Below are 24,243 nucleotides of genomic sequence, written 5' to 3' on the forward strand. Positions count from 1 at the left end.
TTTACCTCTTCAGCGCCGGTCAGTCTTCCGTGCAGGGCGCGGCTCCGGCGGTCCCCGGAGTGTTTGGTGCCCATTCCGGGTAGGTGCGGGTGTCGTTTGCCGGCACCCAGCGTCCGGCATCCACTACGTAGTCCCAGCCGAGGCCCGTACGACGAAGCTCCTCGATGCCCGCCAGCAGACGCTGGGCATCCTCGAGACGGGAGCCCAAGCCGAAGCTCGCCCGCAACGATCCTGAGGGCAGGCCCAGACGTTTGAGGAGCGGATGGGCGCAGAAACGGCCGTCGCGGAGCCCGACGCCGTGCTCCGCGGACAAGTACGCCGCCACAAGGCCCGCGTCGTAGCCCTCCACCGAGAAGTTCACGACCCCGATGGTGCCCGTGGAGGAATCGGTGTCACTGAAGATCTGGTGAACGGTGACGCCTTCAATTTTCTGCAACCCTTCGACCAGGAAGGAGCGGATGGCGGACTCGTGGGCGTGCCACAGGTCCTGGTCCAGAGCAGCAATGACCTGGGTGGCCCTGGCAAGCGTCGCGGCGCCCAGAACGTTCGGGGAGCCGCCCTCATGGCGCGCCGGGCCAGTTGTCCAGCTGACGCTGTCCAGCCTGGCTTCGCGGACCGCGCCGCCGCCGGCGAGGTGGGGTGTGCCGGCGTCGAGCCAGTCAGGGCGGCCCACCAGAACGCCGGAACCAAACGGCGCATAGAGCTTGTGACCCGAAAAGGCGAGGTAATCGACGTCGTCCGCTGCGATGTTGATGCGGCGGTGCGGAGCAAGCTGGGCTGCGTCAACGACGATCCGGGCGCCGAATTCGTGCGCCAGCGCGGCCAGTTCGCGAATGGGCAGGATTTCACCGGTGACGTTTGAAGCTCCGGTGACGGCAAGCAGGCTGATATCACCTTGCTCCAGCTCTGCGCGAAGGTTCGCGATGGTGCCGGCGAGGGTGCCCTCTGCGACGACACTGCGGTGCGGGACTCCCTGCCACGGCAGAAGGTTGGCGTGGTGTTCGATGTCGAGGTACAGCACCTCACCGATGTGCTGGCCAGCTGCTACGGGGAGGCATCCGGCCAGGAGATTCAGGGAATCAGTGGTGTTGCGCGTAAAAATCACGGAATCGTCGGAGCGGCCGCCTACGAAGTCGCGCACAATGCTGCGTGAGTTCTCATAAACGGAGGTGCTGATCTGTGAGGCGTAACCAGCGCCGCGGTGGACACTCGCGTAATACGGCAGGATCTCGTTCAGGTAGGCCGAGACAACCGAGAGAGCCGGAGCCGACGCGCCATAGTCGAGGTTGGCGTAGCGGATGTGTCCGCCCTGGATGAGGGGTGCCTGGATTTCCGCACCCGTAACGGCTGCAAGCGGACGACGGGAAACGGAGAGGCCGGCGTGCGGTTCGCCAAAAGAAGCGTCAGGGGCGGCATCGGGGGAGTAAATGGCAGTAGTCAAGAGGACCTCACTGGGACAGGACCCCTTAGCAGGGATCCGCGCTTGCCGGGTCCGTTCCGGACCGGCCTGGTCGTCACCCGGGGCACCCCACCGCGAATGGAGGGTTGCCGGCCAGCAAACCGGGGTTTAGCGCTGGCACTCGTGACCTGTTATCGAGCTTAAGACATTCAGTGAGTCATGAAAAAGTTGATCCGAATGTTAAGCCGATTGTTACGGCGGGTAGAGAAAAGGCCGTTTGGTCGAACAAAACGACGGCGGAACACCCGTGGTGGGATGTTCCGCCGTCAATAATTCGTCAGCTGGCTTAGCCTACAAGAGGTCGTCCAAATCGGGGTTGAGCCGCTTGAGCACTTCGGAGTGGAGGATCGAGTTGGTTGCCAGGGCATTGCCTCCGAAGGGACCGTCGGCCCCCTCCAGCGACGTGAACCGTCCGCCCGCCTCGGTCACGATGGGAACCAGCGCTGCCATGTCGTAAAGATTCAGTTCGGGTTCGCAGGCTATATCCACTGCCCCCTCTGCAACGAGGCAATAGGACCAGAAATCTCCGTATGCCCGCGTCCTCCAGACCTCTTCAGTCAGTCCCAGGAACTCATTGAGGTTCCCACGCTCCTTCCAGCCACCAAGGCTGGAGTAGGACAACGAAGCGTCCGAGAGTTCCGAAACGTTTGAGACCCGCAGCCTGGTGGCCGCAGCCAGGGACCGGCCCATGTATGCCCCGGCACCTTTGGCCGCCCACCAACGTTTGCCCAGCGCGGGCGCACTGACAAGGCCAACGACGGGTTCGCCTTCATCCACGAGGGCGATGAGGGTGGCCCACACCGGCACACCTCTAACGAAGTTTTTGGTTCCGTCGATGGGATCGATGATCCAGCGACGGGAACCGTGCCCTGAGCTTCCGAACTCCTCACCGAGGACGGCGTCACGGGGGCGCGAGCGGGACAGCTGTCCTCGGATGGATTCCTCGGCAGCCTTGTCAGCGTCTGTAACCGGTGTCAGATCAGGCTTCGTTTCGATCTGAAGGTCAAGCGCCTTAAAGCGGCTCATGGTCTGGTCGTCCACGGAGTCTGCCAGGACGTGGGCGAGGCGCAGGTCATCGTTGTAGCTCGAAGCGGGTTGGGTCATGGTTCCAAACTACCGTCTCGGCGGCCTTCAGGCCGGGAAGCCGTGTGGCAACGCCGCCAATATGACCGCAGCGGGTCCTTAGGAGACGCTGCCGAGCTCCTTGGTCTCTTGGGCTTCCATGCGCGGATCTGTGCCGAGGAGGCGTCGGAGCGAAGCGAGCCGTGCGGCGCCCGAAGCACCGGCATGCCCTTCGGCCACCCAGGCATCCACTCCGCAGTTGACGGCTGTGGTGTCGTGCTTGCAGCCGCGTTCACAAGCCTCGGTCCCAGGCTCTAGGTCCGGGAAGGAGTGCAGGATCCTGTCCGGATCCACGTGGGCGAGGCCGAAGGACCGGATTCCGGGTGTGTCGATGATCCAGCTCCCCGTGGGAGCGCCGGTGACTTTCAAGGCAAGGGCCGACGACGACGTGTGGCGGCCGCGGCCCGTCACCGCATTCACTCCTCCCGTCGCCCGCTCAGCGCCGGTGAGGGCGTTCACCATCGTGGACTTGCCGACGCCCGAGTGACCGAGCATAACGGTGACCTTGCCATCAAGGTGATGGCGCAGCTGCGCGACTGCTTCGCGGTCCAGCCGGGCCGACAGTCCATCATCCGAGCGGGCATCAATACCTGAGGCCGCTGAGTCCGCGGTTCGACTGATAATGACGGGAAAATCCAGATGGCGGTAGTTGGCCAGCAGTTCTGCCGGGTCCTTGACGTCCGCCTTGGTTACCAGCAGCAGGGGGTCGATGCCGGCGTCGTACGCTGCAACGAGCGCGCGATCAATGAAACCAGTCCGCGGCTCCGGATTGGCCGCTGCAACCACGATGACAAGCTGATCCGCATTGGCCACCACGGCGCGCTCAATAGGATCGGTGTCGTCCGCACTCCGGCGCAGCAGGGTTTTGCGGTCTTGAATCCTGACGAGTCGTGCAAGCGTATCCGGCTCTCCTGAAACGTCTCCCACGAGGGAGACAAAGTCGCCAGCCACCACCGGGGAGCGGCGAAGCTCCCTGGCGCGGGCGGCCACCACTGTCCGTTCATCCCCGGAATCTTCGCCCACGACTGCCGTGTACCTGCCCCGGTCTACAGTGATGATCCTCCCGGTCACGGCGTCGTCGTGGCTGGGACGGTCCTTGGTGCGGGGGCGGGAGCCCTTTTTGGACGGACGGATCCGGACATCGGACTCATCCCAGGACTCAGTGCTGCGTGCCACCGTTGGAAGCCTCTTCTCGGGCGTGCCGTGGTCGACGGCTCGCGCCGGAGCCGGAGTCAGGTCCCTGTGCCAGCATATCGGTCCACATCTGCGGAAATTCAGGCATGGTCTTTGCCGTGGTGGCTATATCTTCGACTTCCACACCACGTACTGCGAGGCCCAAAATTGCCCCGGCCGTCGCCATGCGGTGGTCAGCGTAACTGTGGAAGACACCCGGATGGAGCGGGACGGGCCGGATGAGCAGACCGTCCGGTGTTTCCTCTACGTCCCCACCAAGGCGGTTAATCTCGCTGACCAGGGCAGCAAGGCGATCCGTTTCATGGCCCCGCAGGTGAGCGATGCCGCTGAGCCTGGACGGACCCGTCGCAAGTGCGCACAGCGCTGCAACTGTCGGGGCAAGTTCGCTCGTGTCGCTGAATTCGACGCCGTTGATCTCCGTCCCGCCGGTGACGGTCAAGGTTCCGTCCTCGAGACTGACAGTCGCCCCGAATGCCGGGAGGATGCTGCGCCACATATCGCCAACCTGCGTGGTGCCTTCAGGCCAGTTGGGAATCCGTACCGTTCCACCCGTGGCGACGGCGGCCGCGAGGAAAGGCCCGGCGTTGGACAGGTCCTGTTCGATCCGCTGGTCGAAGGCACTGATGGGGCCGGGGGAGACCACCCAGTGATGGGGTCGGGAATCGTCTACGGAGACGCCAACGCCGCGAAGTGCCGCCACCGTCATATTGATGTGGTCAAGGCTGGGGACAGGCGGGCCGACGTGTTCCAGGTGCAGGCCTTCGGTAAAGCGCGCTCCCACCAGCAGCAGGGCAGATACAAACTGCGATGAGGCGCTGGCATCAATGACCAGGTGCCCGCCGCGAACCTGACCGGTTCCTTCAACCTTAAACGGCAGGGACGACGTCGGGCCCTCTGCTTCTCCGCTGACTGTCACTCCGAGTGAGGTAAGAGCCGTGATGATTGTGCCCATGGGACGCAACCGTGCGTGCGGATCGCCGTCGAAGAGTGTGCCGCCGTTGCGCAGCGCTGCGAGCGGAGGAACAAAACGCATCACTGTACCCGCCAGGCCGCAATCTATCGACGCTTCCACGGCAGCGTCGGATCCGGTGATGGGCGACACCTCAAGGTCGGGTCCGAACACGCTGTCGCCGGGGACCTCGGTAATCGTCGCTCCCAGTTGGCGCAGCGCCTGGATCATCAACGCGGAATCGCGAGAGTGGAGAGGGGCGCGGAGCCGTGAAGGCCCATCCGCAAGCGCCGCCAGGACAAGGTACCTGTTGGTCAGGGATTTTGATCCTGGAACCGCCACAGTGGCGTTAACAGGACGGGCTGCGTAGGGCGCCGGCCAGTGCTGGCCGGGCTCAGCCGAAAGGGGTGCTGCGTGCGTGGCTGAGGTGGTTCCAGTCATACGGCTTTATGCCCCCACTGCATGGTCAACGGCCTTGCGGACGGTTTTGTCTGCACGCTTCAGCTGCTTGCCTGTGCTTTTCTTGACGTCTGCGGCCAGATGTCCTGCGCTTTTCCGCGCATCTGCGGCCAGATGTTCGGCACGCCACGCCAGGCTCGGCTTGCCCGCGGTGTCCACTGAAGCCAAGAGGACCCCTCCGGTCAACGTCATGTTCTTCAGCAACTGATTGCGGCGTGTCTGGCGGCCTTCCTTGGTACTGATGTCGGCACTGCGCCATTCCACGAAGGCGTTCAAGGCAGAAATGACAGCCAGGACGCCGGCCGCCATCCGTGCCGACTTTCCGAGGGCGAAGCAGAGCCCTGCTCCGATCTGGGTACCGCCGATGAGTCGGGCCAGGAGTTTTTCGTCCGCGGGGAAGGGGAGGGATTCAGAAGCGCGCCGTAGCAGGGGAGACAACTGTGCGGCAGTATCGTCCGCGTTCTTGAGCTTATCCACGCCAGCAAGGACAAAACTGGATGCCAGCATGGGCCGGGCGAGAAAACGGACAAAGGACATGAATTTCCTCCTGGATGGACGAGCCGCGCAATCTCCGCGGGGGAACCGGTTCTAGTCTTGCACTTTTGTGGAATATTTGCCTGCCACCTGTCGTTGTGAAATGCAGGCCCGGGTCACTCCGGCCAGGCGCGGCTTGATGGTCTGGCGGTCTGACCGGAAGCAGGGACGTCCCGCAGATTTATTGACGTCCGCATACAGAGTGGAGATCAAGTTTGAGTTTGGTAAAGGACGACGTCAACCTGCTGAGTCCTCCGCAGGGGTGGGAAGCACGCGCTGGCACCTCCCCTGCCGCATACCCGGGCAAACGGAAGGTGACAGTAGACTTGACTGCAATGAGCACCCTGGATCCGGCCGTAACGGCCATGTATGAGGCAGCCGGAAACGATGCCACGCCCGCCTCCCTGGCCGCGGCAGAAGCAGGGCCTTCAATTACCCATGTTGAAGATCCTGAAGCCATCGCTGGTGACGAGGCCGGGCAGCCGTCCCCCGAAACCGAAGTGGATGTCGAATCCGAATCCGCTGAGGAGCGGCGGCTGCGTTTTGAGCGTGACGCCATGCAGTATGTGGATCAGCTGTACTCCGCCGCGATGAGGATGGCCCGGAACCCGGCCGATGCCGAGGATCTGGTCCAAGAGGCCTATACCAAGGCTTTTTCGGCGTTCCATCAGTACAAGCCGGGAACCAATCTGAAGGCCTGGTTGTACCGGATTCTGACGAACACCTACATCAACCTTTACCGCAAGAGGCAGCGCGAACCCCTGCAGTCCAATACGGACACCATCGAAGACTGGCAACTGGCAAGGGCTGGGTCCCACACCTCAACCGGCCTGCGGTCGGCCGAGGTTGAAGCACTTGACCACCTTCCGGATTCGGACGTGAAGCGGGCTCTTCAAGCCATACCCGAGGAGTTCAGGCTGGCCGTTTACTTCGCGGACGTCGAGGGCTTCGCGTACAAGGAAATCTCAGACATCATGAACACCCCCATCGGGACAGTTATGTCCCGGCTTCACCGCGGCCGGAAGATGCTGCGCGACATGCTCGCGGACTACGCCGCAGAGCGGGGATTTAAAGCTGCGGGTGAGTCCACCCCGGCGCCCGGAAGTGACACACAGGAGAACAGGAAATGAGCGACTGCCAAGGATTGGGCGACTGTGATGACGCCCGCATGGAACGCATCTACGAGTACCTCGATGGTGCCCTGACGCGTGATGACGTTGCAGAGATCAAGCACCACTTGGATGACTGCCCCGAGTGCCTTGAGCAGTATGACCTCGAGTGTGTCATCCGCAACATGGTGAAGCGTTCCTGCACGGAGTCGGCTCCTGAAAATCTCAAGAATGCCATCCTGGACCGTATCCACGGGATTCGTCCCGTGGACGCTTAGCGGCCCTCCAAAACAGCAAAAGCTTCGGGCCCTGGAAACCATGTGGTTTCCAGGGCCCGAAGCTTTAAGCTTGTTCCAAGCCGTGGCTTAGGTGTTGGGGCGCTTCCCGTGGTTCGCGCCGCCACGCTTACGGTCACGACGTTTACGTGCACGTTTGCTCATAGCTGGCCTCCTTACTATCGGTACTCAAAAGAGCTGCCCTCAAGTCTCCCATAAAGCGGGACATGCCGCGAACTGGCGGACACCCCAGGGCATTACCCCTGCAAAGAATTCTTTATGGCGATCTCTGCCTGGTCCAGGACTGTCCGGACGGTTTCCAAGGTCACCGGAGTAATGGGATTGGTGCTGGCATGAAGCCTGAGCTCCACCCTGAGTTCGTCCCTGAATGACTGGAGCATCATCTCGGCTTCTTTGAGAATGGGGTCATGTCCGGTTGGCCGGCGTTCAGCACGCGCGAACAGGTCGCCGGACCTGGCGCTGGAACGGGCTGCCTCCGCAGTAGCCGCAAGATCTGCCCTCAGCCCGCGCATGTTGTTGCGGATGTCCGCACGCAGGTTGTCCGCGAGACGCCGGACTGAGGCGGAAATGTCATTCTCCACATCGGCAAGCTTGTCGCGTCGGCCATTCAGCTCACCGATCCCGGCGATTGTGATGCTGTATTTGGTGCGACGGCCCTGCGTCTCTGTCGCCACCAGGCCCTCTTCCTCGAGCTTTGCCAGCCGCGGATAAATGGTCCCGGCGCTTGGCGAATAGGTACCGCCGAATCGGTCGCTTAGCGCCTTGATGAGCTCATAGCCATGTTTGGGGCCGGATTCCAGCAAGGCAAGGAGGTAGAGGCGCAACGCGCCGTGGGCGAAGACCGGAGGCACTAGACTGCTGCTTCTGAGTCTGCCGATGACAGGCTGTGCAGGATATAAAGACTGCCTGATACCGAATTGGTTCTGACGAGCATAAGCCGCGAATCAGGTCCCGCGATGGCCTCCACTTTCCCGGCTGGCTGGGAGTACTGCCGGTCATCGATAGTCACGGCTCCGCTGGCGGACTTGGCGATGATATCCACGCCAACATCCTGGGGCAGACGGACGGTCAGGTCACCGGAGACGGAGTTAGCGCCAAAATCGCTGGTGAACCCCTTAAGGTCGAAGCTCATGTCTCCGCTGACAGTGTTCGCACGGATGTGGCTGAAGTGCCCCGATGCTGTCACTTCCCCGGACACGCTCTTGGCAGTCAGGACGCCCGTGTGGTTCCGTGCGATCACCTCACCGCTGACAGTGTTGATATGCAGCTCGCCTGACGTGGCGTCAGCCATAACGGATCCGCCCACTGTCGCGAGCCGCGTTTGGTTTCCTGTCCCTGACACCAGGCCGTCGCCGCTGACAGTCCCGGCCTCCACCTGAACGCCCTCCGGCAGGGCAATACTGATAACCACTGAGTTGCTGCTGTTGTGGTTGACGGCGCCCATCAGGTTCTTGAACCAGCCTTGGGCGCCATGAAGCTGGTGCCTGACTTCCAGCCTGCCGTTCACGAGATTCACTGCGACAGGATCCCCATGAACCTCGGAAATCTCGATCCGGGTCACAGCTTCCTCGTGGCGAACCACGTCGAAACGCCCGCCGACGATTCCCAGCTTAAGGGAGGTGACGCCGTCGACGTCGATGGTTTGAGGGCCGGTAACGGCCCAGCTGTTCTCTGACATGACTCCTCCAAGTCGCGATATATCGTGTTAATTACGATATATCGCGACGTACCGGAGTGCAAGGGCAAACGGTCTGTTATTCAGGAGTGGGGAGCCCCAGCCACTGGAACCAGCCTCGGTGCAGCACGAGCCAAGCCATCAGTCCGTAACCCGACTGACCGGGCGTCCCTCCGTTGGCAGCAAGGTCCTGGCGCCACTGTTCGTGGTTCAGCAAGGGGGAGAACGTATCCACGTAGAGATGCTTACGCCGGGTTGTTACATCGGCGAAGGCAGTATTGAGGTCACTCAACCGCCTGTTCTGTCCAGGATCAAGCGAGGGCGGTGGTCCGACAACAAAGACTTCGATGTTGTTTTGCGTGGCGGCGTCCAGGATGTTGGCAAGATTGAGCCGACTTCTGGCAGTGGAAAGACCGAACTCCACATCGCGGCCGGATAAGCCAATGACGAGCCGGTTCTCATGGTGCTCGCTGAACCGGCGGGCCGCTTCCGCGAACCACCGCGATGCAAGGCCTTCAGTTCCTTCCTGGGGGCAGGGGAGGGAGTAGCACTCAACTGCCACGCCGTCTTGAGGAGTGCGGGCCAGAACCCGGCCCAGCCAACCAAGAGCCCTCGGGTCACCAAGGCCAGCCAGCAACTCATCTCCAACAGCCGCTATACGCAGCTTCCTGTCTTCCACTACTACCTCTTTACCTCGGCGACGACATCAGGATCTACCCTTGGTCCGACAGACAATTATCGGCCAACTACCAGTGACTCACAGCCGCGGCGGGCGGCGTGTCCATTAAACAGAACTGCCCGGCCGTGCGTCGGTTGTTTCGACGACCAGCCGGGCAGCAAGCGAACCTACTTGCGGGCGAAAGCCTGCTTGAGGAGTGTGTCCTGCTCCGCTGTGTGGCGTTTCATGGAACCCGCCGCGGTGGAAGCCGACGCGGGACGGGAGACCAGGCGTACCCTGCGGTCCAAAGCGTCAGGAAGGTTCAGGCCCATGAACGGCCACGGACCCTGGTTGGCGGGCTCATCCTGGGCCCACACCACTTCGGCGTTGGGGTACTTGGCGAGCTCAGCCGCGATCTCTGCATGGGGCAACGGATAAAGCTGCTCTACGCGGATGATAGCCGTCGTCGTATCTGCGGTCTTCTGCCGGGTGGCGAGGAGATCGTAGTACAGCCGGCCCGAGACCAGCAGCACGCGCTCGACGGCGTCGCCCTGGAGGTTTTCGTGGTCGCTGATGACAGGCCGGAAGGCTCCGGTGGTGAAGTCTTCCACGGCCGATGCAGCACCCTTCAAGCGAAGTAGCTGCTTCGGAGTGAAGATGATCAGCGGCTTGCGCGGCCTGCTGTAGGCCTGGCGGCGCAACAGGTGGAAGTGGGACGCTGCCGTGGTGGGGTTGGCGACGATCATGTTTTCTTCGGCACACATCTGCAGGAAGCGCTCGATGCGGGCAGAGGAGTGATCCGGTCCCTGGCCTTCGTAGCCGTGCGGCAGCATCAGCACGAGGGATGAACGCTGGCCCCACTTCTGCTCAGCAGAGGAAATGAATTCGTCAATGATGGTCTGGGCGCCGTTGACGAAGTCGCCGAACTGAGCCTCCCACAGCACCAGCGCATCCGGACGCTCAACTGAATAGCCGTATTCGAAGCCCATTGCGGCGTATTCGGACAGCAGGGAGTCGTAGATCCACAGCTTGGCCTGGTTGTCCGAGAGGTTGCCCAGCGGCAGCCACTCGTTGCCGTTTGCCCGGTCGTGGAAGACAGCGTGACGCTGGACAAAGGTGCCACGACGGGAGTCCTGGCCGGCCAGGCGGACAGGCACGCCCTCCATGATCAGCGAGCCAAAGGCCGCGATCTCGCCGAAGCCCCAGTCAATGCCGCCCTCACGGGACATCTGTTCGCGCTTCTCAAGCAGCTGCTTGAGCTTTGCGTGCACCGTGAAACCCTCGGGAATCTCCAGGTGGGCCTTGCCGATCCGTGCCAGCGTTTCCGGGGAAATCGCCGTCGACGCCGGGGCGTTGGTGCCGAAGTCGGCCTGCTGGGCCTGCGGCCGCTCGATGTCGGACACAGCGGCGGAGTCCGCAGTGATGATCGGGATAGGGGATGTCTGCGCTGCGTGGGTCTCAGCGAACACACGTTCAAGGCGTTCCTGGTAGTCGCGGAGCAGCTGCTCGGCTTCTTCCTCGGTGATGTCCCCACGGCCGATGAGCGACTCCGTGTAGAGCTTGCGCACGGAACGCTTGGCCTCGATCAGGTTGTACATCAGCGGCTGGGTCATTGAGGGGTCGTCACCCTCGTTGTGACCGCGGCGGCGGTAGCACACCATGTCGATCACGACGTCCTTGTGGAACCGCTGGCGGAACTCGTATGCGAGCTGGCCGATCCGGACCACGGCCTCGGGATCGTCACCGTTCACGTGGAACACCGGCGCCTGGATCATCTTGGCGACGTCTGTGGAGTAGGTGGAAGACCGCGAGGAGGACGGCGCCGTGGTGAAGCCGACCTGGTTGTTGACCACTACGTGGATGGTTCCGCCCGTGCGGTACCCACGGAGCTGGGACAGGTTGAGGGTTTCAGCCACGACACCCTGGCCGGCGAAGGCAGCGTCACCGTGGATCATGATGGGCAGCACTGGGAAGATCTCGCCCTGGTCCAGGCGGTCCTGCTTGGCACGGACGATGCCTTCCAGCACCGGGTCAACAGCTTCGAGGTGCGACGGGTTGGCGGCGAGGTAGACCTTGGTCTCCTTGCCGTTGTCGGAGGTGAACGTACCCTCGGTGCCCAGGTGGTACTTGACGTCGCCGGAGCCCTGTACGGACCGCGGGTCCTGGGTGCCTTCGAATTCGCGGAACACCTGGGCATAAGTCTTGCCGGCAATGTTGGTCAGCACGTTCAGGCGGCCACGGTGGGCCATGCCGATTGCCACTTCGTCCAGCTCGTCGTCAGCGGCATCGGAAATGATGGCGTCGAGCAGGGGGATCAGCGACTCGCCGCCTTCCAGCGAGAAGCGCTTCTGGCCAACGAACTTGGTCTGCAGGAAGGTCTCGAAGGCCTCGGCAGCATTCAGCTTCGAAACAATCCGGAGCTGCTCTTCGCGGCTGGGCTTGGAGTACGGGTGTTCGAGCTGGTCCTGGAACCACTTGCGCTCGGCAGGCTCCTGGATGTGCATGTATTCGATGCCGGTGGTGCGGCAGTAGGCGTCCCGGAGTACGCCCAGGATGTCACGGAATTTCAGCTGCGGCTTGCCGCCGAAGCCGCCAGTGGGCCATTCACGGTCCAGGTCCCAAAGCGTCAGCCCATAGGTCAGGACATCGAGGTCAGGGTGCTTGCGTTGCACGTACTCCAGCGGATCCGTGTCTGCCATCAGGTGGCCACGGACGCGGTAGGAGTGAATAAGCTGCTGGATCCTGGCGACCTTGTTGATCTGGTCGGCAGGGTCAATCTGCAGGTCCGGGCTCCAGCGCACCGGCTCGTAGGGGATGCGCAGGGCTTCAAAGATCTCGTCGTAGAAGTTCTGCGCGCCGAGGAGGAGGGAGTGGACCAGTTTGAGGAACTCACCGCTGCCAGCACCCTGGATAACCCGGTGGTCATAGGTGGACGTCAGCGTGAGTACCTTGCTGATGGCGTTGTGCGCAATGATCTTCTCGCTGGCACCCTGGAACTCGGCGGGGTAGTCAAGGGCGCCGACGCCGATGATGGCCGCCTGGCCCTTGGACAAACGCGGAACCGAGTGGACCGTTCCGATGCCACCGGGGTTGGTCAGTGAAACCGTAGTCCCGGAGTGGTCGTCGGCCGTGAGCTTGCCGGCGCGGGCGCGCTTGATGAGGTCTTCGTAGGTCTGCCAGAACTCCGAGAAGTTGAGGGTCTCAGCCTTCTTGATGTTCGGCACCATAAGGAGGCGGGTGCCGTCCGGTTTGGGCATGTCGATGGCGATGCCGAAGTTGACGTGCGCTGGCTGCACCGCTACAGGCTTGCCGTCCACCTCGTCGTAGTAGACGTTCATCGAGGGGAACTGGGACAGGGCGCGGATTACCGCGTACCCGATCAGGTGGGTGAAGGAGACCTTGCCGCCCCTGGCACGGGCCAGGTTGGAGTTGATAACCACACGGTTGTCGATCAGGAGCTTCGCGGGAATGGCACGGACGCTGGTGGCCGTGGGGACCTCAAGGCTCGTGACCATATTGGAGGCGATTGCCTTGGCCGGGCCCCGCAGGACGGAGACGACGTCTTCCTCCGGTGCGGTCGGAGCCTTGATGTTCTTGGGCAGCTGGGCCGGAATCGGCGCCGGGCCGCCGGTGGCCTCAGGCTTTTTGGAGCCGTCGCGGGCAATTGTTGCCGGAGCCTTCTTCGTGGCGGGTGTCGCCTGTGCGGTTTCCGCCTGCTGGGGGGCGGGCTGGGCGGTTCCTGCCGGCTGGGCGGGGGCACCAGGAGCGGGTGCAGCCGGCGCCGGTGCCGCTGCAGGGGGCGCTACAACTGGAAGTTCACGGGTTTCGGGGTGTGCCGGAGCAGTAGCTCCGGAGGTCCCGTTGGTGGAAGAACCTTCACCGGCGTCAAAGGATTCAAACAGAGGCCACCACTTGGCGTCGACCGCGTTTTTGTCCTGCTGGTAACGCTCGTACAGTTCGTCCACGAGCCACTCGTTTCCGCCAAATTCCTCTGGTAGACGGTGGCTAGGCTGCTCTGGCACTTGAAATACGCCTCTTCCATGAGTTTGATTTCCTCTGGTTTGCGACGTGCGGCAGCACAACACCACAGCACAACAATCGAACCAGTCTCTGCGTCCTATGAACCCAGACCTCTGCCAGTCTAGTGACGATTATTGGTTAACTGCCAATAAGGGTGATCCAAATCATGAAGTGACGGAATGATTGCTTCACATCCCCTCCAACGGGGATGCCAAAGCGCTTCCCGCCTCGCCTAGACTCGCACTGGGGATCCCCTTTAGAAGGAGCAACAGTGCGTTTTCTCAATGAGCCCTCTACTGACCTGACTTACTCCGACGTCTTCCTGGTACCGGCCCGTTCCACCGTCACCTCGAGGCTCGATGTGGACCTTGCCGCCGATGACGGGACAGGCTCCACCATTCCCCTGGTGGCTGCCAACATGACCGCGGTGACCGGGAAGCGCATGGCAGAAACCATGGCAAGGCGCGGGGGATTGGCCGTCCTGCCGCAGGATGTGCCCCTCAACGTCCTGCGTGAAGTCACCTCCTGGATCAAAACCCGCCACACAATTTTCGAAACTCCCGTGGTTCTCGCGCCGTCCGCAACTGTCATCGACGCGTTGCACCTGATGGGGAAACGCCCTCACGGGGCAGTGGTGGTAGTCGACGACGACGGCCGCGTCACCGGAGTTGTCAGGGCGTCTGACTGCGAGGGGCAGGACCGCTTCGCTTCCCTGGCTTCGGTGGCGCGGGTCCAGCCGGTTGTGCTCGACGCAGGGGACTTCCGCGAGGACCGCCAGCTTGCCCTGCGAAACGCTTTCGAGGCGATGGCGGCAGCGGGGACAGACTTCGCACCAGTCCACGACGGCGGTGTGTTGGCCGGTGCGCTGACACGCAAGGGTTCCCTGCGGTCCACCCTTTACCGGCCCTCCCTGGACAGTAAAGACAGGCTCAAGGTGGCTGCCGCCGTCGGAATTAATGGCGACGTGGCCGGCAGGGCTGCCGAACTGATTGGTGCCGGCGTCGATGTGATTGTCATTGATACTGCCCACGGCCATCAGGAGAAAATGTTTGATGCCCTGGCAGCCGTTCGGAGCGTCGCGTCCGATGTGCCCTTGGTGGCAGGCAACGTGGTGACCGCTGAGGCCACCAGGGAGTTGCTTGGCGCAGGGGCGGACATCGTGAAGGTAGGGGTGGGGCCCGGAGCCATGTGCACCACCCGGATGATGACCGCCGTCGGACGGCCCCAGTTCTCCACCGTCCTCGAATGTGCGGCTGCCGCGCGGGCTGCAGGCGGGCGGGTTTGGGCCGACGGCGGTGTGCGCTACCCGCGCGATGTGGCACTGGCGCTCGCCGCGGGAGCCAGCCAGGTGATGATTGGCTCCTGGTTCGCGGGAACGCACGAGAGCCCCGGCGACCTTCAACCCGACGCCAGCGGCAGGCTCTACAAGGAGAGCTTCGGCATGGCCTCCGCACGGGCTGTCCAGAACCGGAACCAGCGCGAAGGCGCCTTTGAGAAGGACCGGAAGGCGCTTTTCGAGGAAGGTATTTCCACCTCGCGAATGTATCTCGACCCGGTACGGCCCGGAGTTGAGGATCTCCTGGATTTGATCACCGCCGGCCTGAGGAGCTCAATGAGCTACGCGGGCGCTGCCGATCTCGAGGGCTTTCGGGAAAAGGCCGTGGCAGGTATCCAGTCAGCTGCCGGGTACGAGGAGGGGCGGCCCGTATCCCAGAGCTGGTGACGGCTGGCGACGCCGAGCGGGTTGCTGGGGCTCCTGTAGACTGAAATCCTTATGGACAGTAAATCTAGGTGCCGGCCTGGGGGCTGTCAGCGGAGCACGAATCACAACTCCGCCAACGCCACCCGAAGAGCCGGCAAACCCCGTTCACGCGCCCATCGATCTCCGCTGACCAAGTGTCTTGGCGGAATTCAGGAAACAGGCTCGGCTTCCGCTGACCATCCTCCGCCGGGCAGATTCGTCCGTTTCGATTCGCTGTCATTGCCAGTACCGGGCCGATTGTCGCGCCAAGCGTCACTGACAGGTACGGCCCAAAGCTTCCCACTCCGTCATGAGGCTGATTGCTGAATGGAGTGGTTACTTCTTGTCGCAGGCTTGCTCCTTATCCTCGGCACTGGTTTTTTTGTCGCCGTCGAATTCTCTCTGGTTGCCCTTGACCAGGCGACGGTCCAGCGGGCCGTGGACAGCGGCGATACCGGCGCTGTCCCGCTGCTGAAATGCCTCAAGTCCCTGTCCACCCAACTTTCCAGCTGCCAGCTGGGGATCACCCTCACCACCCTTCTTACGGGCTACGTGATGGAACCCTCGGTGGGAACCCTTCTTGAGGTCCCCTTGGCGGCGTTGGGGCTCGCCCCTGCCGCGGTTGCGTCGTTGTCCCTGGTCCTCGCGATGGCATTTGCCACCCTCCTCTCGATGCTGATCGGCGAGCTCGTCCCCAAGAACATGGCAATAGCCCTCTCTCTTCCGATCGGTAAGGCGCTGGCCCGCCCCCAGCTGGTTTTCACAGCCATTTTCAAACCGGCCATCATTGTGCTGAACGGGTTTTCCAATAGGGTCCTCAACATTTTCGGGCTCGAGGCGAAAGAGGAAATCTCCGGAGCCCGCACGCCCGCCGAGCTGGCATCCCTCGTTCGGCGTTCTGCTGACATGGGAACGCTGGATGCCGGGACAGCCAACTTCGTTGCCCGGACACTAAACTTTTCCGGGCGAACGGCTGCCGATGTCATGACTCCCCGAATCCGTGTTGAGACGATTGCAGCCGATCAGCCGGTCACCGACATCCTGGAAGCGGCCCGCCGCACGGGGTACTCGCGATTCCCCATCATCGGAGACTCCCCGGACGATATCCGTGGCCTTGTCCACGTCAAGAAGGCCATCGCCGTTCCGTCCACCCGGCGTAAGAAGCTCGAGGCCGGCGCCATCATGACCGACGTCCTGCGGGTCCCGGAGACCATACACCTGGATGCGTTGCTCGCTGAATTGCGCGAAGGAAACATGCAGCTCGCGGTGGTGCTGGATGAATACGGCGGAACCGCCGGCATCGCCACCCTTGAGGACCTGGTGGAAGAGATCGTTGGAGAAGTCTCCGACGAACACGACAAGGTCAGGCCGGGGCTGCTTCAAAGTGCTTCCGGTGACTGGTACTTCCCCGGTCTTTTGCGCCCGGACGAGCTCTCCGAGCAGATCCCGGGACTCTCTGTTCCGGATGAGTCGGCCTACGAAACCGTGGCCGGCTACGTCATGAGCCAACTCGGGCGTATCGCCTCCGTTGGGGACACCGTTGACGTCGACGGCGGGACGCTGACCGTGACGCGGATGGACGGCCGGCGGATCGACAGGATCTGCTTCAAACCCGAGCCCGTCCTGGACCGGGAACACGTGGCAGGGCAAGGGGGGACGGCATGAGCGACTGGGCAGGAATTCTGTGGCTGGTAGTGCTGCTCCTGGGCAACGCCTTCTTCGTTGCGGCTGAGTTCGCAGTCATGTCGGCCCGCCGCAGCCAGATAGAACCGCTGGCAGAGCAGGGGTCCAGGCGTGCCCAGACCACTCTGCGTGCCATGGAAAACGTCTCCCTGATGCTTGCCTGTGCCCAGTTGGGGATCACTGTGTGTTCGCTGCTGATCCTCCTGGTGGCCGAGCCTGCCATTCACCACCTGCTGGCCGAACCGCTGCACGCGCTGGGGGTTCCCGTGGAGGTCGCCGACGTCGGTGCCTTCACCGTTGCGCTGCTCGCTGTTACGTTCCTCCACGTGACCTTCGGCGAGATGGTGCCGAAGAACATTTCAGTTTCGGTGGCTGACAAAGCTGCGCTTCTGCTGGCTCCGCCGCTGATGTTTATTGCCCGTTTGGTAAATCCGGTCATCTGGGCTTTGAACTGGGCGGCAAACCACATCCTGAAGCTGCTCCGGATTGAGCCCAAGGACGAGGTCACGTCCTCCTTCACACTGGAGGAGGTCCAGTCGATTGTGCAGGAGTCCACACGGCATGGTCTGGTGGATGACAACGCGGGACTCATCACCGGAGCTTTGGAATTTTCTGAATACACTGCAGGCGACATCATGGTGCCCCTGGACAAGCTGGTAATGATGAAGCCCGCCGCCACCCCGGTGGACTTCGAGAAAGCTGTCAGCCGGACGGGCTTCTCGCGCTTTCCGATGGTGGATGACGACGGCATGCTGTCCGGCTATCTCCACATCAAAGACGTTCTGTCGATTCCCGAAGCAGGGTACCGGTATCCGATAGCGGAAGGCCGCATCAGATCTTTGGCCAACCTTTCTGCGGACGATGAGATTGAGAAGGCAATGTCGGTCATGCAACGGACGGGCTCGCATCTGGCCCGGGTGATCGGACCTGACGCGCAGACCCAGGGGGTGCTGTTCCTGGAGGACGTGATCGAACAGCTTGTGGGGGAGATCAGGGACGCGACCCAGGCAACCGGGATCCGGCGGCTGGGACAGTCGGAGGGCGGGTAGTTCCTCCGGCTCGGCTGGCCAGCCCACCCTAAATAGGAATCATTCCCATTTAGCGCTAGACTTTCCGGGTTGCTAATCCTCCTGACTCATCGACAAGATCCGAGGCCTACCTTGCGTCATTTCGTCCTTCGTCCCTCCCTGGCAGCCGCTGCTGGACTTGGTCTCCTGCTGACCGGGTGCGCCGGGGCGCCGTCGAGCGCTCCCTCCCCGTCCGCTAACGGGACCATCGAGGTAGTTGCTTCAACCAACGTGTACGGGGATATCGTCAGCGACATCGGCGGCGACAAAGTCCATGTCACGTCCATCATCACGCGCACCAGCCAGGACCCTCATTCCTACGAGGCCACCACGCAGGACAAGCTGGTCATCTCGAAGGCGCAGGTGGTTGTCCAGAACGGTGGCGGCTACGACGATTTCATCCATAAACTCGCCGAGGACAGCAAGATCGCCGAGGACAACATCATCACTGCGGTGGATGTCTCAGGCCTGGCACCGGAGGAAGAGGCCGCACCGGCTTCCGAAAGCCCGGCGGGAACGGCGACTGAGTCCGCTGATGAGCACGAACACGAGCACGGGGAGTTCAACGAGCACGTCTGGTACAGCTTTGACGCCATGTCCAAGCTGGCGGACGCCGTAGCTGCGAAGCTTTCAACCATCGATTCCGCGTCGGCAGCCACTTTCGAGGCGAACGCCGCGTCGTTCAAGAAGGAGCTCTCCGGGCTGCAGGAAAAACTGGGAACCGTCAAAGCCAGCGCAGGCGGGGAGCCCGTAGCTATCACCGAGCCTGTTCCCGGTTACCTGCTGGAAGAAGCCGGACTGGTGAACAAAACACCGGAAGAGTACAGCGCCGCGATTGAAGAAGGTACTGACGTTCCGGCGTCCGTCCTTCAGGAAGCCACCAAACTGGTATCTTCCGGTGAGGTCAAGCTGCTTGCCTACAACCTGCAGACTGAGGGACCGCAGACCGAGGTGCTGAAGAAGGCTGCCGAGGGCGCCGGGGTACCTGTGGTTGATTTCAGCGAGACGTTGCCCGACGGCAAGTCGTACCTGGAGTGGATGACCGATAACGTCGAAAACGTTTCCAAGGCGGTCAACAAGTAAGCTCCGGTACGTCCGGACCGCCGTCCGGCCATCACCGTCGTCAATACGTCCTAAGATAATCAGGACAGAGTCACCGCGTGCAGTGCCCGTTGAGTGCCCATCTGGCCAATGACAGGCTTTCGTCCATGGCGGACCCAGACTCACCCTGAATTGAGGAACAGACACGTTGAAACCGGTAGTGAGTCTGCGCGGCGCCTCCCTTGCCTTTGGAAAAAGGACGCTGTGGGAGAACCTCGACCTCGACATCAAGCCAGGCGAGTTCTTTGCTGTCCTGGGTCCCAACGGGAGTGGAAAGACCAGCTTCCTCAAGGTGCTGCTTGGACTGCAGCAGCTTCACTCCGGGACAGCCACCTTGGCGGGCAATCCTGTGGAACGCGGGAGCCGGATGATCGGATACATCCCGCAACAGAAGTCCTTCGCGCCGGACACCCCACTTCGGGCACGTGACCTTGTGGGGCTCGGCGTTGACGGTGACCGGTGGGGAGTGCGTCTGGGCGCAGCAAAGGTTAACCGCCGGATTGATCAGCTGCTGGATCAAGTTGGGGCGTCCGACTACGCCAATGTGCCGGTCGGACAACTGTCAGGCGGGGAGCAACAGCGCCTGAGGGTGGCCCAGGCGCTCGCCACTGAGCCCAAGGTGCTGCTCTGCGATGAACCGCTGCTTTCGCTGGACCTGCATCACCAGCAGGCAGTGAGCTCACTGATCAATGACCAGTGCCACGAGCAGGAGAGCGCCGTGGTGTTTGTCACCCACGAAATCAATCCCATCATCGATTACGTGGACAGGGTCCTTTACCTGGCTGGCGGACAGTTCAGGGTGGGCACTCCGCATGAAGTAATGACTACCGAAGTGCTTTCAGAGCTCTACGACAGCCACGTGGAAGTCATGCACCTGAATGGCAGGATCGTGGTGGTGGGGCTTCCCGATGCCACCACCCACCACCACGACGAGCATTCGATGGCCGGAGAGGGTGTCTGAGTGGATTTCCAGGAATTTCTCCGTTCGGTCTTCAACTTCGACAACTACGGTGAACTGCTCGCGCTGGTGCAGAACTCCATTTGGGCCGGTGCGGTCCTCGGACTGCTTGGCGGCCTGGTGGGAACCTTCGTGATGAAGAGGGATCTGGCTTTCGCCGTTCACGGTATTTCGGAGTTGTCCTTCGCCGGCGCTGCCTTCGCCTTGTTGATTGGCGCCGACATCGTTTTTGGATCCCTGATCGGGTCAGTAGCGGCCGCATTGCTGCTGGGACTGATGGGGGTAAGGGCGCGGGACAAGAACTCCATTATTGGCGTCATCATGCCCTTCGGGCTTGGCCTTGGAATTCTGTTCCTCGCACTCTACGAAGGCAGGGCCGCCAACAAATTCGGCCTGCTGACGGGCCAGATTGTCTCCGTCGACACGGTGCAGCTGCAGGCGCTCGCAGGCACGGCCGCCGTCGTGATGGTGGCCCTGGTGCTGATCTGGCGGCCGCTGACGTTTGCGAGTGTGGATCCGGAACTCGCTGAAGCGCGCGGTGTCCCTGTACGCGGACTCGCAATCGCCTTTATGGTCCTGCTGGGAATCAGCGTTGCCCTGTCCATCCAGGTAGTGGGGGCGCTGCTGGTACTGGCCCTCCTCATTACGCCTGCTGCCGCAGCCCTCCGCGTGACGTCGTCGCCGCGGATGGTTGTCATGCTCAGCGTGGCGTTCGCCGTCACGGCTACGGTCGGTGGCATCCTGCTGGCCCTCGGCGGGAGGATTCCCATCAGCCCGTATGTGACCACGTTGTCGTTCCTGATTTATGTGGCCTGCCGGATCATCGGCGGAGTACGGGCCCGGCGGGGACTGGTTGGGCGCCGTGTGCAATCGAACCCGGTACGTGGAGCTTCGCTCCAGGCCTAGTTTGCGGAGCCCTTCTGCGCGTTGGCTTTCGCCTTCGCGGCGGAGCAGTCAGGGCACAGACCGTAGATTTCCAAGGTGTGGGCCACCTCAGTGAACCCGTGTTCTTTCGCCGTCCGCGCGGCCCACGTCTCAACGGCCGGCGCCTCGATCTCCACAGCCTTGCCGCAGTTCCGGCAGAGCAAATGATGGTGGTGCTCGGTGACAGCGCACCGCCGGTACACGGCTTCCCCGTCACCGCTGCGCAACACATCCACCAGCCCCTCGTCAGCGAGTGACTGCAGGATGCGGTAGGCCGTGGCCAGTGAAACCGAGGTTCCCTGGTTCTGCAGGATCCGGTAGAGCTCCTGCGTGCTGACGAAGTCTGTGAGCTGATCCAGAGCGGCGCTGACCGCGAGGCGCTGCTTGGTCACTCGCTGTTCTTTTCCAGCTGTGGCGCCCTGTGGCATGGGTTGGACTCGCTTCCCTCAAGGGATGGTGGCAAAGTTCAAGATTACCAGCCGTGGGTTCGTGGACAGGGCGTTACCAAATACCTAGGCTGGCCCGATGAAGCTGACCAAATACTCCCACGCCTGTGTCCGCCTCGAAAAGGATGGACTGGCCTTGGTTCTTGACCCCGGAACCTACTCTGAATCGCAGCAGGCCTTGGCGGGCGCTCATGCCGTGCTTATCACCCACGAGCACCCGGACCACGTTGACGTCCCGGTGGTGGCAGCTGCCCTCAGCGACAATGATGCGCTGCAACTGCACGCGCCTGCTGGCGTGGCGGCGAGGCTGCGCGAGGAGGTCCCGGCAGCGGGCTCACGGATTCACACTTCCGAACCGGGCACCGATTTCCGTGCAGCGGGTTTTGACGTGAGGACCTTTGGTGGGCAGCATGCGCTCATCCATCCGCAGATCCCCATTGTGGCAAACGTGGGTTACCTCATCGATTCCAACGTCTACCATCCCGGCGATTCGTTCGTCATCCCGGATGGAGTCAGCGTGGGGACACTGCTCGTTCCGATTCACGCGCCGTGGAGCAAAACCGGGGAGGTAGTGGATTTTGTGGTGGGCGTCCGGGCTCCCAAAGCCTTTCCCGTCCATGATGCCCTGTTGAACGAAACGGGCCTCGGGTTGGTGGAGGGCCACGTGAAGCGAATTGGAGCCAAATACGGCACCGAATACGTTCATTTGGCAAGCGGCGAGTCTGTTGAGGTGTAGCCCTTCCGGTGGCCCGCGTCGGAAAAGTGGATCCGGTCAGCCGCTCCAAACTCCGGAATCGAAGAATTTCCTGAGAGTGGCTTCGTGGGCAGCCGGGTCAAGTCCTTGCCCAGCCAACCACTCCGGGTTGTAGTAGCTGCCCGCGTAGCGGTCACCGCCGTCGCACATCAATGACACAACACTGCCGGTGCGGCCTTCCTGGATCATGGCTGCGATGAGCTGCCATACGCCCCAGAGATTGGTGCCTGTAGATGGGCCGGCGTGCAGCCCTGCGAGCCAGTGCAAGTGGCGCATGGCGGCAACGGAAGCGGCGTCCGGCACCTGGATCATGTGATCGATGACGCCGGGAACGAAGCTCGGTTCCATTCGGGGCCGCCCGATCCCTTCGATCCGTGAGGGGAGGCCCGTCGCGTTCTCTCCTGAGCTGTCCCGCCAGGCCGGGTAAAACGCTGAGTTCTCGGGATCCACAACGGCCAGTCGGGTGTCGTGACAGTGATAGCGGAGATACCTGCCGATAGTGGCGCTGGTTCCACCGGTTCCTGCACCCACCACAATCCAGGCAGGGATGGGATGCTCCTCGAGCGCCAGCTGTCCGAATATGGACTCGGCAATGTTGTTGTTACCACGCCAGTCCGTCGCACGTTCGGCATACGTGAACTGATCCATGTAGTGGCCTTTGGCAGTGTGGGCCACTTCGGTGGCGGTTGCATAGACTTCGGAGGCGTGGTCGACGAGGAGGCAGGACCCGCCAAACTGTTCAATGAGGGCTATCTTCTCGGGGCTTGTGGTCCGTGCCATCACTGCGACGAAGGGAAGTCCCAGCAATTGGGCGAAGTATGCCTCCGAGACTGCAGTGCTGCCGCTTGAGGCTTCGACGATGGTGGTCTCTTCCTTGATCCAGCCATTGACGAGGCCGAACAGGAAGAGGGACCGTGCCAACCGGTGCTTGAGGCTCCCGGACCGGTGAGTGGATTCGTCCTTGAGGTACAACTGGACGCCCCAGTGCTCCGGCAGGGGCACCGAATACAGGTGGGTGTCGGCGGATCGGTTGTTCTCGGCGTTGATCCGTCGGACGGCTTCATCTGCCCACGTTCGGTCCAGGCTGTGCGGTTGTTTCACCGCTCCAGCCTACCGGGGCCGCGATGTGCTGCTGCGGTTAGAGTGGGTGACGGATACGGGATTCTGAACGAAGGAGATTCGATGAACACGCTGGTGGACGTGTCCTGGCTTAAGGAGCGGATGACTTCCGGGGACCCCCTTGTTCTGCTGGATGTGCGGTGGGCCCTGGGTGATCCGCACGGCCACGAACACTACCTCAAGGAGCACATCCCCGGTGCGCTGTATGTGGATCTGCCCACCGAACTGGCCGCTCCCGCTGACCCCAAGCGGGGACGCCACCCTTTACCTGCATTGACCCGGCTGCAGGAGTCCGCGCGCAATTGGGGTATCCGGAACAACGACGTTGTGGTGGCCTATGACGACAGCGGGAACATGGCTGCGGCCAGGCTCTGGTGGTTGCTCAGGTATGCCGGCTTTCCGAACGTATTCCTGCTCGACGGCGGCCTGGCGGCGTGGAAGGGGGCCGGATTCCCCCTCGAAGGGGGAGACAAGCAATCTCTACCCGGCGATGTCACGTTGGCGGACGGGGCCTTGCCGGTCATTGACGCCGCTGAGGCTTCCCGCTGGCACCAGTCGGGGGTCCTATTGGACGCCCGTGCGGGGGAGCGGTACCGGGGCGAGATTGAACCGGTTGATCCACGGGCAGGGCACATTCCCGGTGCGGTGAGCGCACCAGCCATGGGGAATCTGGACGGCGACGGGCGCTTCCTGTCCGCTGCCCGGCTAAAGGACCGCTTTGCCGGCCTTGGCGTGGGCCCAGGGTCACCTGTTGCGGTCTACTGCGGTTCAGGAGTTACGGCTGCACATGAGGTAGCGGCGCTGGAGATTGCCGGGATCACCGCCGCATTGTTTCCCGGGTCTTTTTCTGAATGGTCCAACAATCCCGACAACAAGGTGGCGACCGGCCCCGAGCCCGGTGAAACGGATGAAAGCCCGGCTGTTTGATGACCTTACTGTCGCCCGGTGATTGGAAATTGTGCCGGTGGCGGGAGT

Annotated in this window: 22 protein-coding genes and 1 riboswitch; of the genes, 10 read left to right on the forward strand and 12 right to left on the reverse strand. The window is 62.3% G+C overall.

Annotated features, from left to right (window positions below; translation table 11 throughout):
- Positions 1 to 19: 19 nt before the first annotated feature.
- From MU551_RS08920 to MU551_RS08940, 5 genes are all read right to left on the reverse strand, one after another.
- Entirely contained in the window at positions 20 to 1,441 is a 1,422-nt protein-coding gene (locus MU551_RS08920) for an aminotransferase class V-fold PLP-dependent enzyme (protein ID WP_247042731.1), read from the reverse strand.
- A gap of 33 nt (positions 1,442 to 1,474) precedes the next feature.
- Positions 1,475 to 1,588: riboswitch (SAM riboswitch) on the reverse strand.
- Between the two features lie 162 nt (positions 1,589 to 1,750).
- A complete protein-coding gene (hisN, locus tag MU551_RS08925) occupies positions 1,751 to 2,563 on the reverse strand; it encodes a histidinol-phosphatase (protein WP_247042733.1) in 813 nt (270 codons plus the stop codon).
- 78 nt (positions 2,564 to 2,641) lie between these two features.
- A complete protein-coding gene (gene rsgA, locus MU551_RS08930; protein WP_247042735.1) occupies positions 2,642 to 3,757 on the reverse strand; it encodes a ribosome small subunit-dependent GTPase A in 1,116 nt (371 codons plus the stop codon).
- Entirely contained in the window at positions 3,741 to 5,165 is a 1,425-nt protein-coding gene (gene aroA, locus MU551_RS08935) for a 3-phosphoshikimate 1-carboxyvinyltransferase (RefSeq protein ID WP_247042742.1), read from the reverse strand. The genes rsgA and aroA overlap by 17 nt, the downstream gene beginning before the upstream one ends.
- Positions 5,166 to 5,171: 6 nt before the next feature.
- A complete protein-coding gene (locus tag MU551_RS08940; protein WP_247042744.1) occupies positions 5,172 to 5,720 on the reverse strand; it encodes a DoxX family protein in 549 nt (182 codons plus the stop codon).
- 332 nt (positions 5,721 to 6,052) lie between these two features.
- On the opposite strand from MU551_RS08940, the gene MU551_RS08945 reads away from it, so the two are divergent.
- Complete coding sequence (locus MU551_RS08945; RefSeq protein ID WP_247042746.1) at positions 6,053 to 6,847, forward strand: sigma-70 family RNA polymerase sigma factor; 795 nt, start codon at positions 6,053 to 6,055, stop codon at positions 6,845 to 6,847.
- Positions 6,844 to 7,104, forward strand: a complete 261-nt coding sequence (gene rsrA, locus MU551_RS08950; RefSeq protein WP_247042748.1) for a mycothiol system anti-sigma-R factor — start codon at positions 6,844 to 6,846, stop codon at positions 7,102 to 7,104. Before MU551_RS08945 ends, rsrA begins: the two co-directional genes overlap by 4 nt.
- An 87-nt stretch (positions 7,105 to 7,191) precedes the next feature.
- Here rsrA and MU551_RS23605 read toward each other — a convergent pair whose 3' ends face one another.
- From MU551_RS23605 to MU551_RS08970, 5 genes are all read right to left on the reverse strand, one after another.
- The gene (locus MU551_RS23605; RefSeq protein ID WP_369299106.1) at positions 7,192 to 7,266 is read right to left on the reverse strand and encodes a 50S ribosomal protein bL37; all 75 of its coding nucleotides are present in this window, start codon (positions 7,264 to 7,266) and stop codon (positions 7,192 to 7,194) included.
- Positions 7,267 to 7,358: 92 nt separating this feature from the next.
- Positions 7,359 to 7,973, reverse strand: coding sequence for a PadR family transcriptional regulator (locus tag MU551_RS08955; protein WP_247042750.1), 615 nt, complete (start codon positions 7,971 to 7,973; stop codon positions 7,359 to 7,361).
- Positions 7,973 to 8,800, reverse strand: coding sequence for a DUF4097 family beta strand repeat-containing protein (locus tag MU551_RS08960; protein ID WP_247042752.1), 828 nt, complete (start codon positions 8,798 to 8,800; stop codon positions 7,973 to 7,975). Before MU551_RS08960 ends, MU551_RS08955 begins: the two co-directional genes overlap by 1 nt.
- A 76-nt stretch (positions 8,801 to 8,876) precedes the next feature.
- A complete protein-coding gene (locus MU551_RS08965) occupies positions 8,877 to 9,476 on the reverse strand; it encodes a GDSL-type esterase/lipase family protein (RefSeq protein ID WP_247042754.1) in 600 nt (199 codons plus the stop codon).
- Between the two features lie 167 nt (positions 9,477 to 9,643).
- On the reverse strand, positions 9,644 to 13,477 hold the full coding sequence (locus MU551_RS08970) for a multifunctional oxoglutarate decarboxylase/oxoglutarate dehydrogenase thiamine pyrophosphate-binding subunit/dihydrolipoyllysine-residue succinyltransferase subunit (protein ID WP_247042757.1): 3,834 nt from the start codon (positions 13,475 to 13,477) through the stop codon (positions 9,644 to 9,646).
- Between the two features lie 269 nt (positions 13,478 to 13,746).
- Between MU551_RS08970 and MU551_RS08975 the strand changes: the two genes are divergently transcribed.
- The 6 genes from MU551_RS08975 to MU551_RS09000 all read left to right on the forward strand — a co-directional run bounded on the left by MU551_RS08975 (position 13,747) and on the right by MU551_RS09000 (position 20,931).
- Positions 13,747 to 15,198: a GuaB1 family IMP dehydrogenase-related protein gene (locus MU551_RS08975; RefSeq protein WP_247042759.1), complete on the forward strand. Its 1,452-nt coding sequence runs from the start codon at positions 13,747 to 13,749 to the stop codon at positions 15,196 to 15,198.
- A 345-nt stretch (positions 15,199 to 15,543) separates the two neighbouring features.
- Positions 15,544 to 16,881 (forward strand): hemolysin family protein, encoded by a 1,338-nt coding sequence (locus MU551_RS08980; RefSeq protein WP_247042767.1) that lies wholly within the window; start codon positions 15,544 to 15,546, stop codon positions 16,879 to 16,881.
- Positions 16,878 to 17,948, forward strand: coding sequence for a hemolysin family protein (locus MU551_RS08985; RefSeq protein ID WP_247042774.1), 1,071 nt, complete (start codon positions 16,878 to 16,880; stop codon positions 17,946 to 17,948). Before MU551_RS08980 ends, MU551_RS08985 begins: the two co-directional genes overlap by 4 nt.
- Positions 17,949 to 18,059: 111 nt before the next feature.
- Entirely contained in the window at positions 18,060 to 19,049 is a 990-nt protein-coding gene (locus tag MU551_RS08990) for a metal ABC transporter solute-binding protein, Zn/Mn family (protein WP_247042776.1), read from the forward strand.
- Between the two features lie 178 nt (positions 19,050 to 19,227).
- Positions 19,228 to 20,028: a metal ABC transporter ATP-binding protein gene (locus MU551_RS08995; RefSeq protein WP_247042778.1), complete on the forward strand. Its 801-nt coding sequence runs from the start codon at positions 19,228 to 19,230 to the stop codon at positions 20,026 to 20,028.
- A complete protein-coding gene (locus tag MU551_RS09000; RefSeq protein ID WP_247042780.1) occupies positions 20,029 to 20,931 on the forward strand; it encodes a metal ABC transporter permease in 903 nt (300 codons plus the stop codon).
- Here MU551_RS09000 and MU551_RS09005 read toward each other — a convergent pair.
- Positions 20,928 to 21,377, reverse strand: coding sequence for a Fur family transcriptional regulator (locus MU551_RS09005; RefSeq protein ID WP_247042782.1), 450 nt, complete (start codon positions 21,375 to 21,377; stop codon positions 20,928 to 20,930). The two genes, MU551_RS09000 and MU551_RS09005, sit on opposite strands and share 4 nt — an antisense overlap.
- A gap of 97 nt (positions 21,378 to 21,474) precedes the next feature.
- Between MU551_RS09005 and MU551_RS09010 the strand changes: the two genes are divergently transcribed.
- Positions 21,475 to 22,131, forward strand: coding sequence for an MBL fold metallo-hydrolase (locus MU551_RS09010; RefSeq protein WP_247042785.1), 657 nt, complete (start codon positions 21,475 to 21,477; stop codon positions 22,129 to 22,131).
- Between the two features lie 36 nt (positions 22,132 to 22,167).
- On the opposite strand, the gene MU551_RS09015 is transcribed toward MU551_RS09010, so the two are convergent.
- A complete protein-coding gene (locus tag MU551_RS09015; protein ID WP_247042787.1) occupies positions 22,168 to 23,250 on the reverse strand; it encodes a PLP-dependent cysteine synthase family protein in 1,083 nt (360 codons plus the stop codon).
- An 81-nt stretch (positions 23,251 to 23,331) separates the two neighbouring features.
- On the opposite strand from MU551_RS09015, the gene MU551_RS09020 reads away from it, so the two are divergent.
- Positions 23,332 to 24,195, forward strand: a complete 864-nt coding sequence (locus tag MU551_RS09020; protein WP_247042790.1) for a sulfurtransferase — start codon at positions 23,332 to 23,334, stop codon at positions 24,193 to 24,195.
- Positions 24,196 to 24,243: the final 48 nt, after the last annotated feature.

Source organism: Arthrobacter rhizosphaerae (assembly GCF_023062595.1).
GTDB lineage: Bacteria > Actinomycetota > Actinomycetes > Actinomycetales > Micrococcaceae > Arthrobacter > Arthrobacter rhizosphaerae.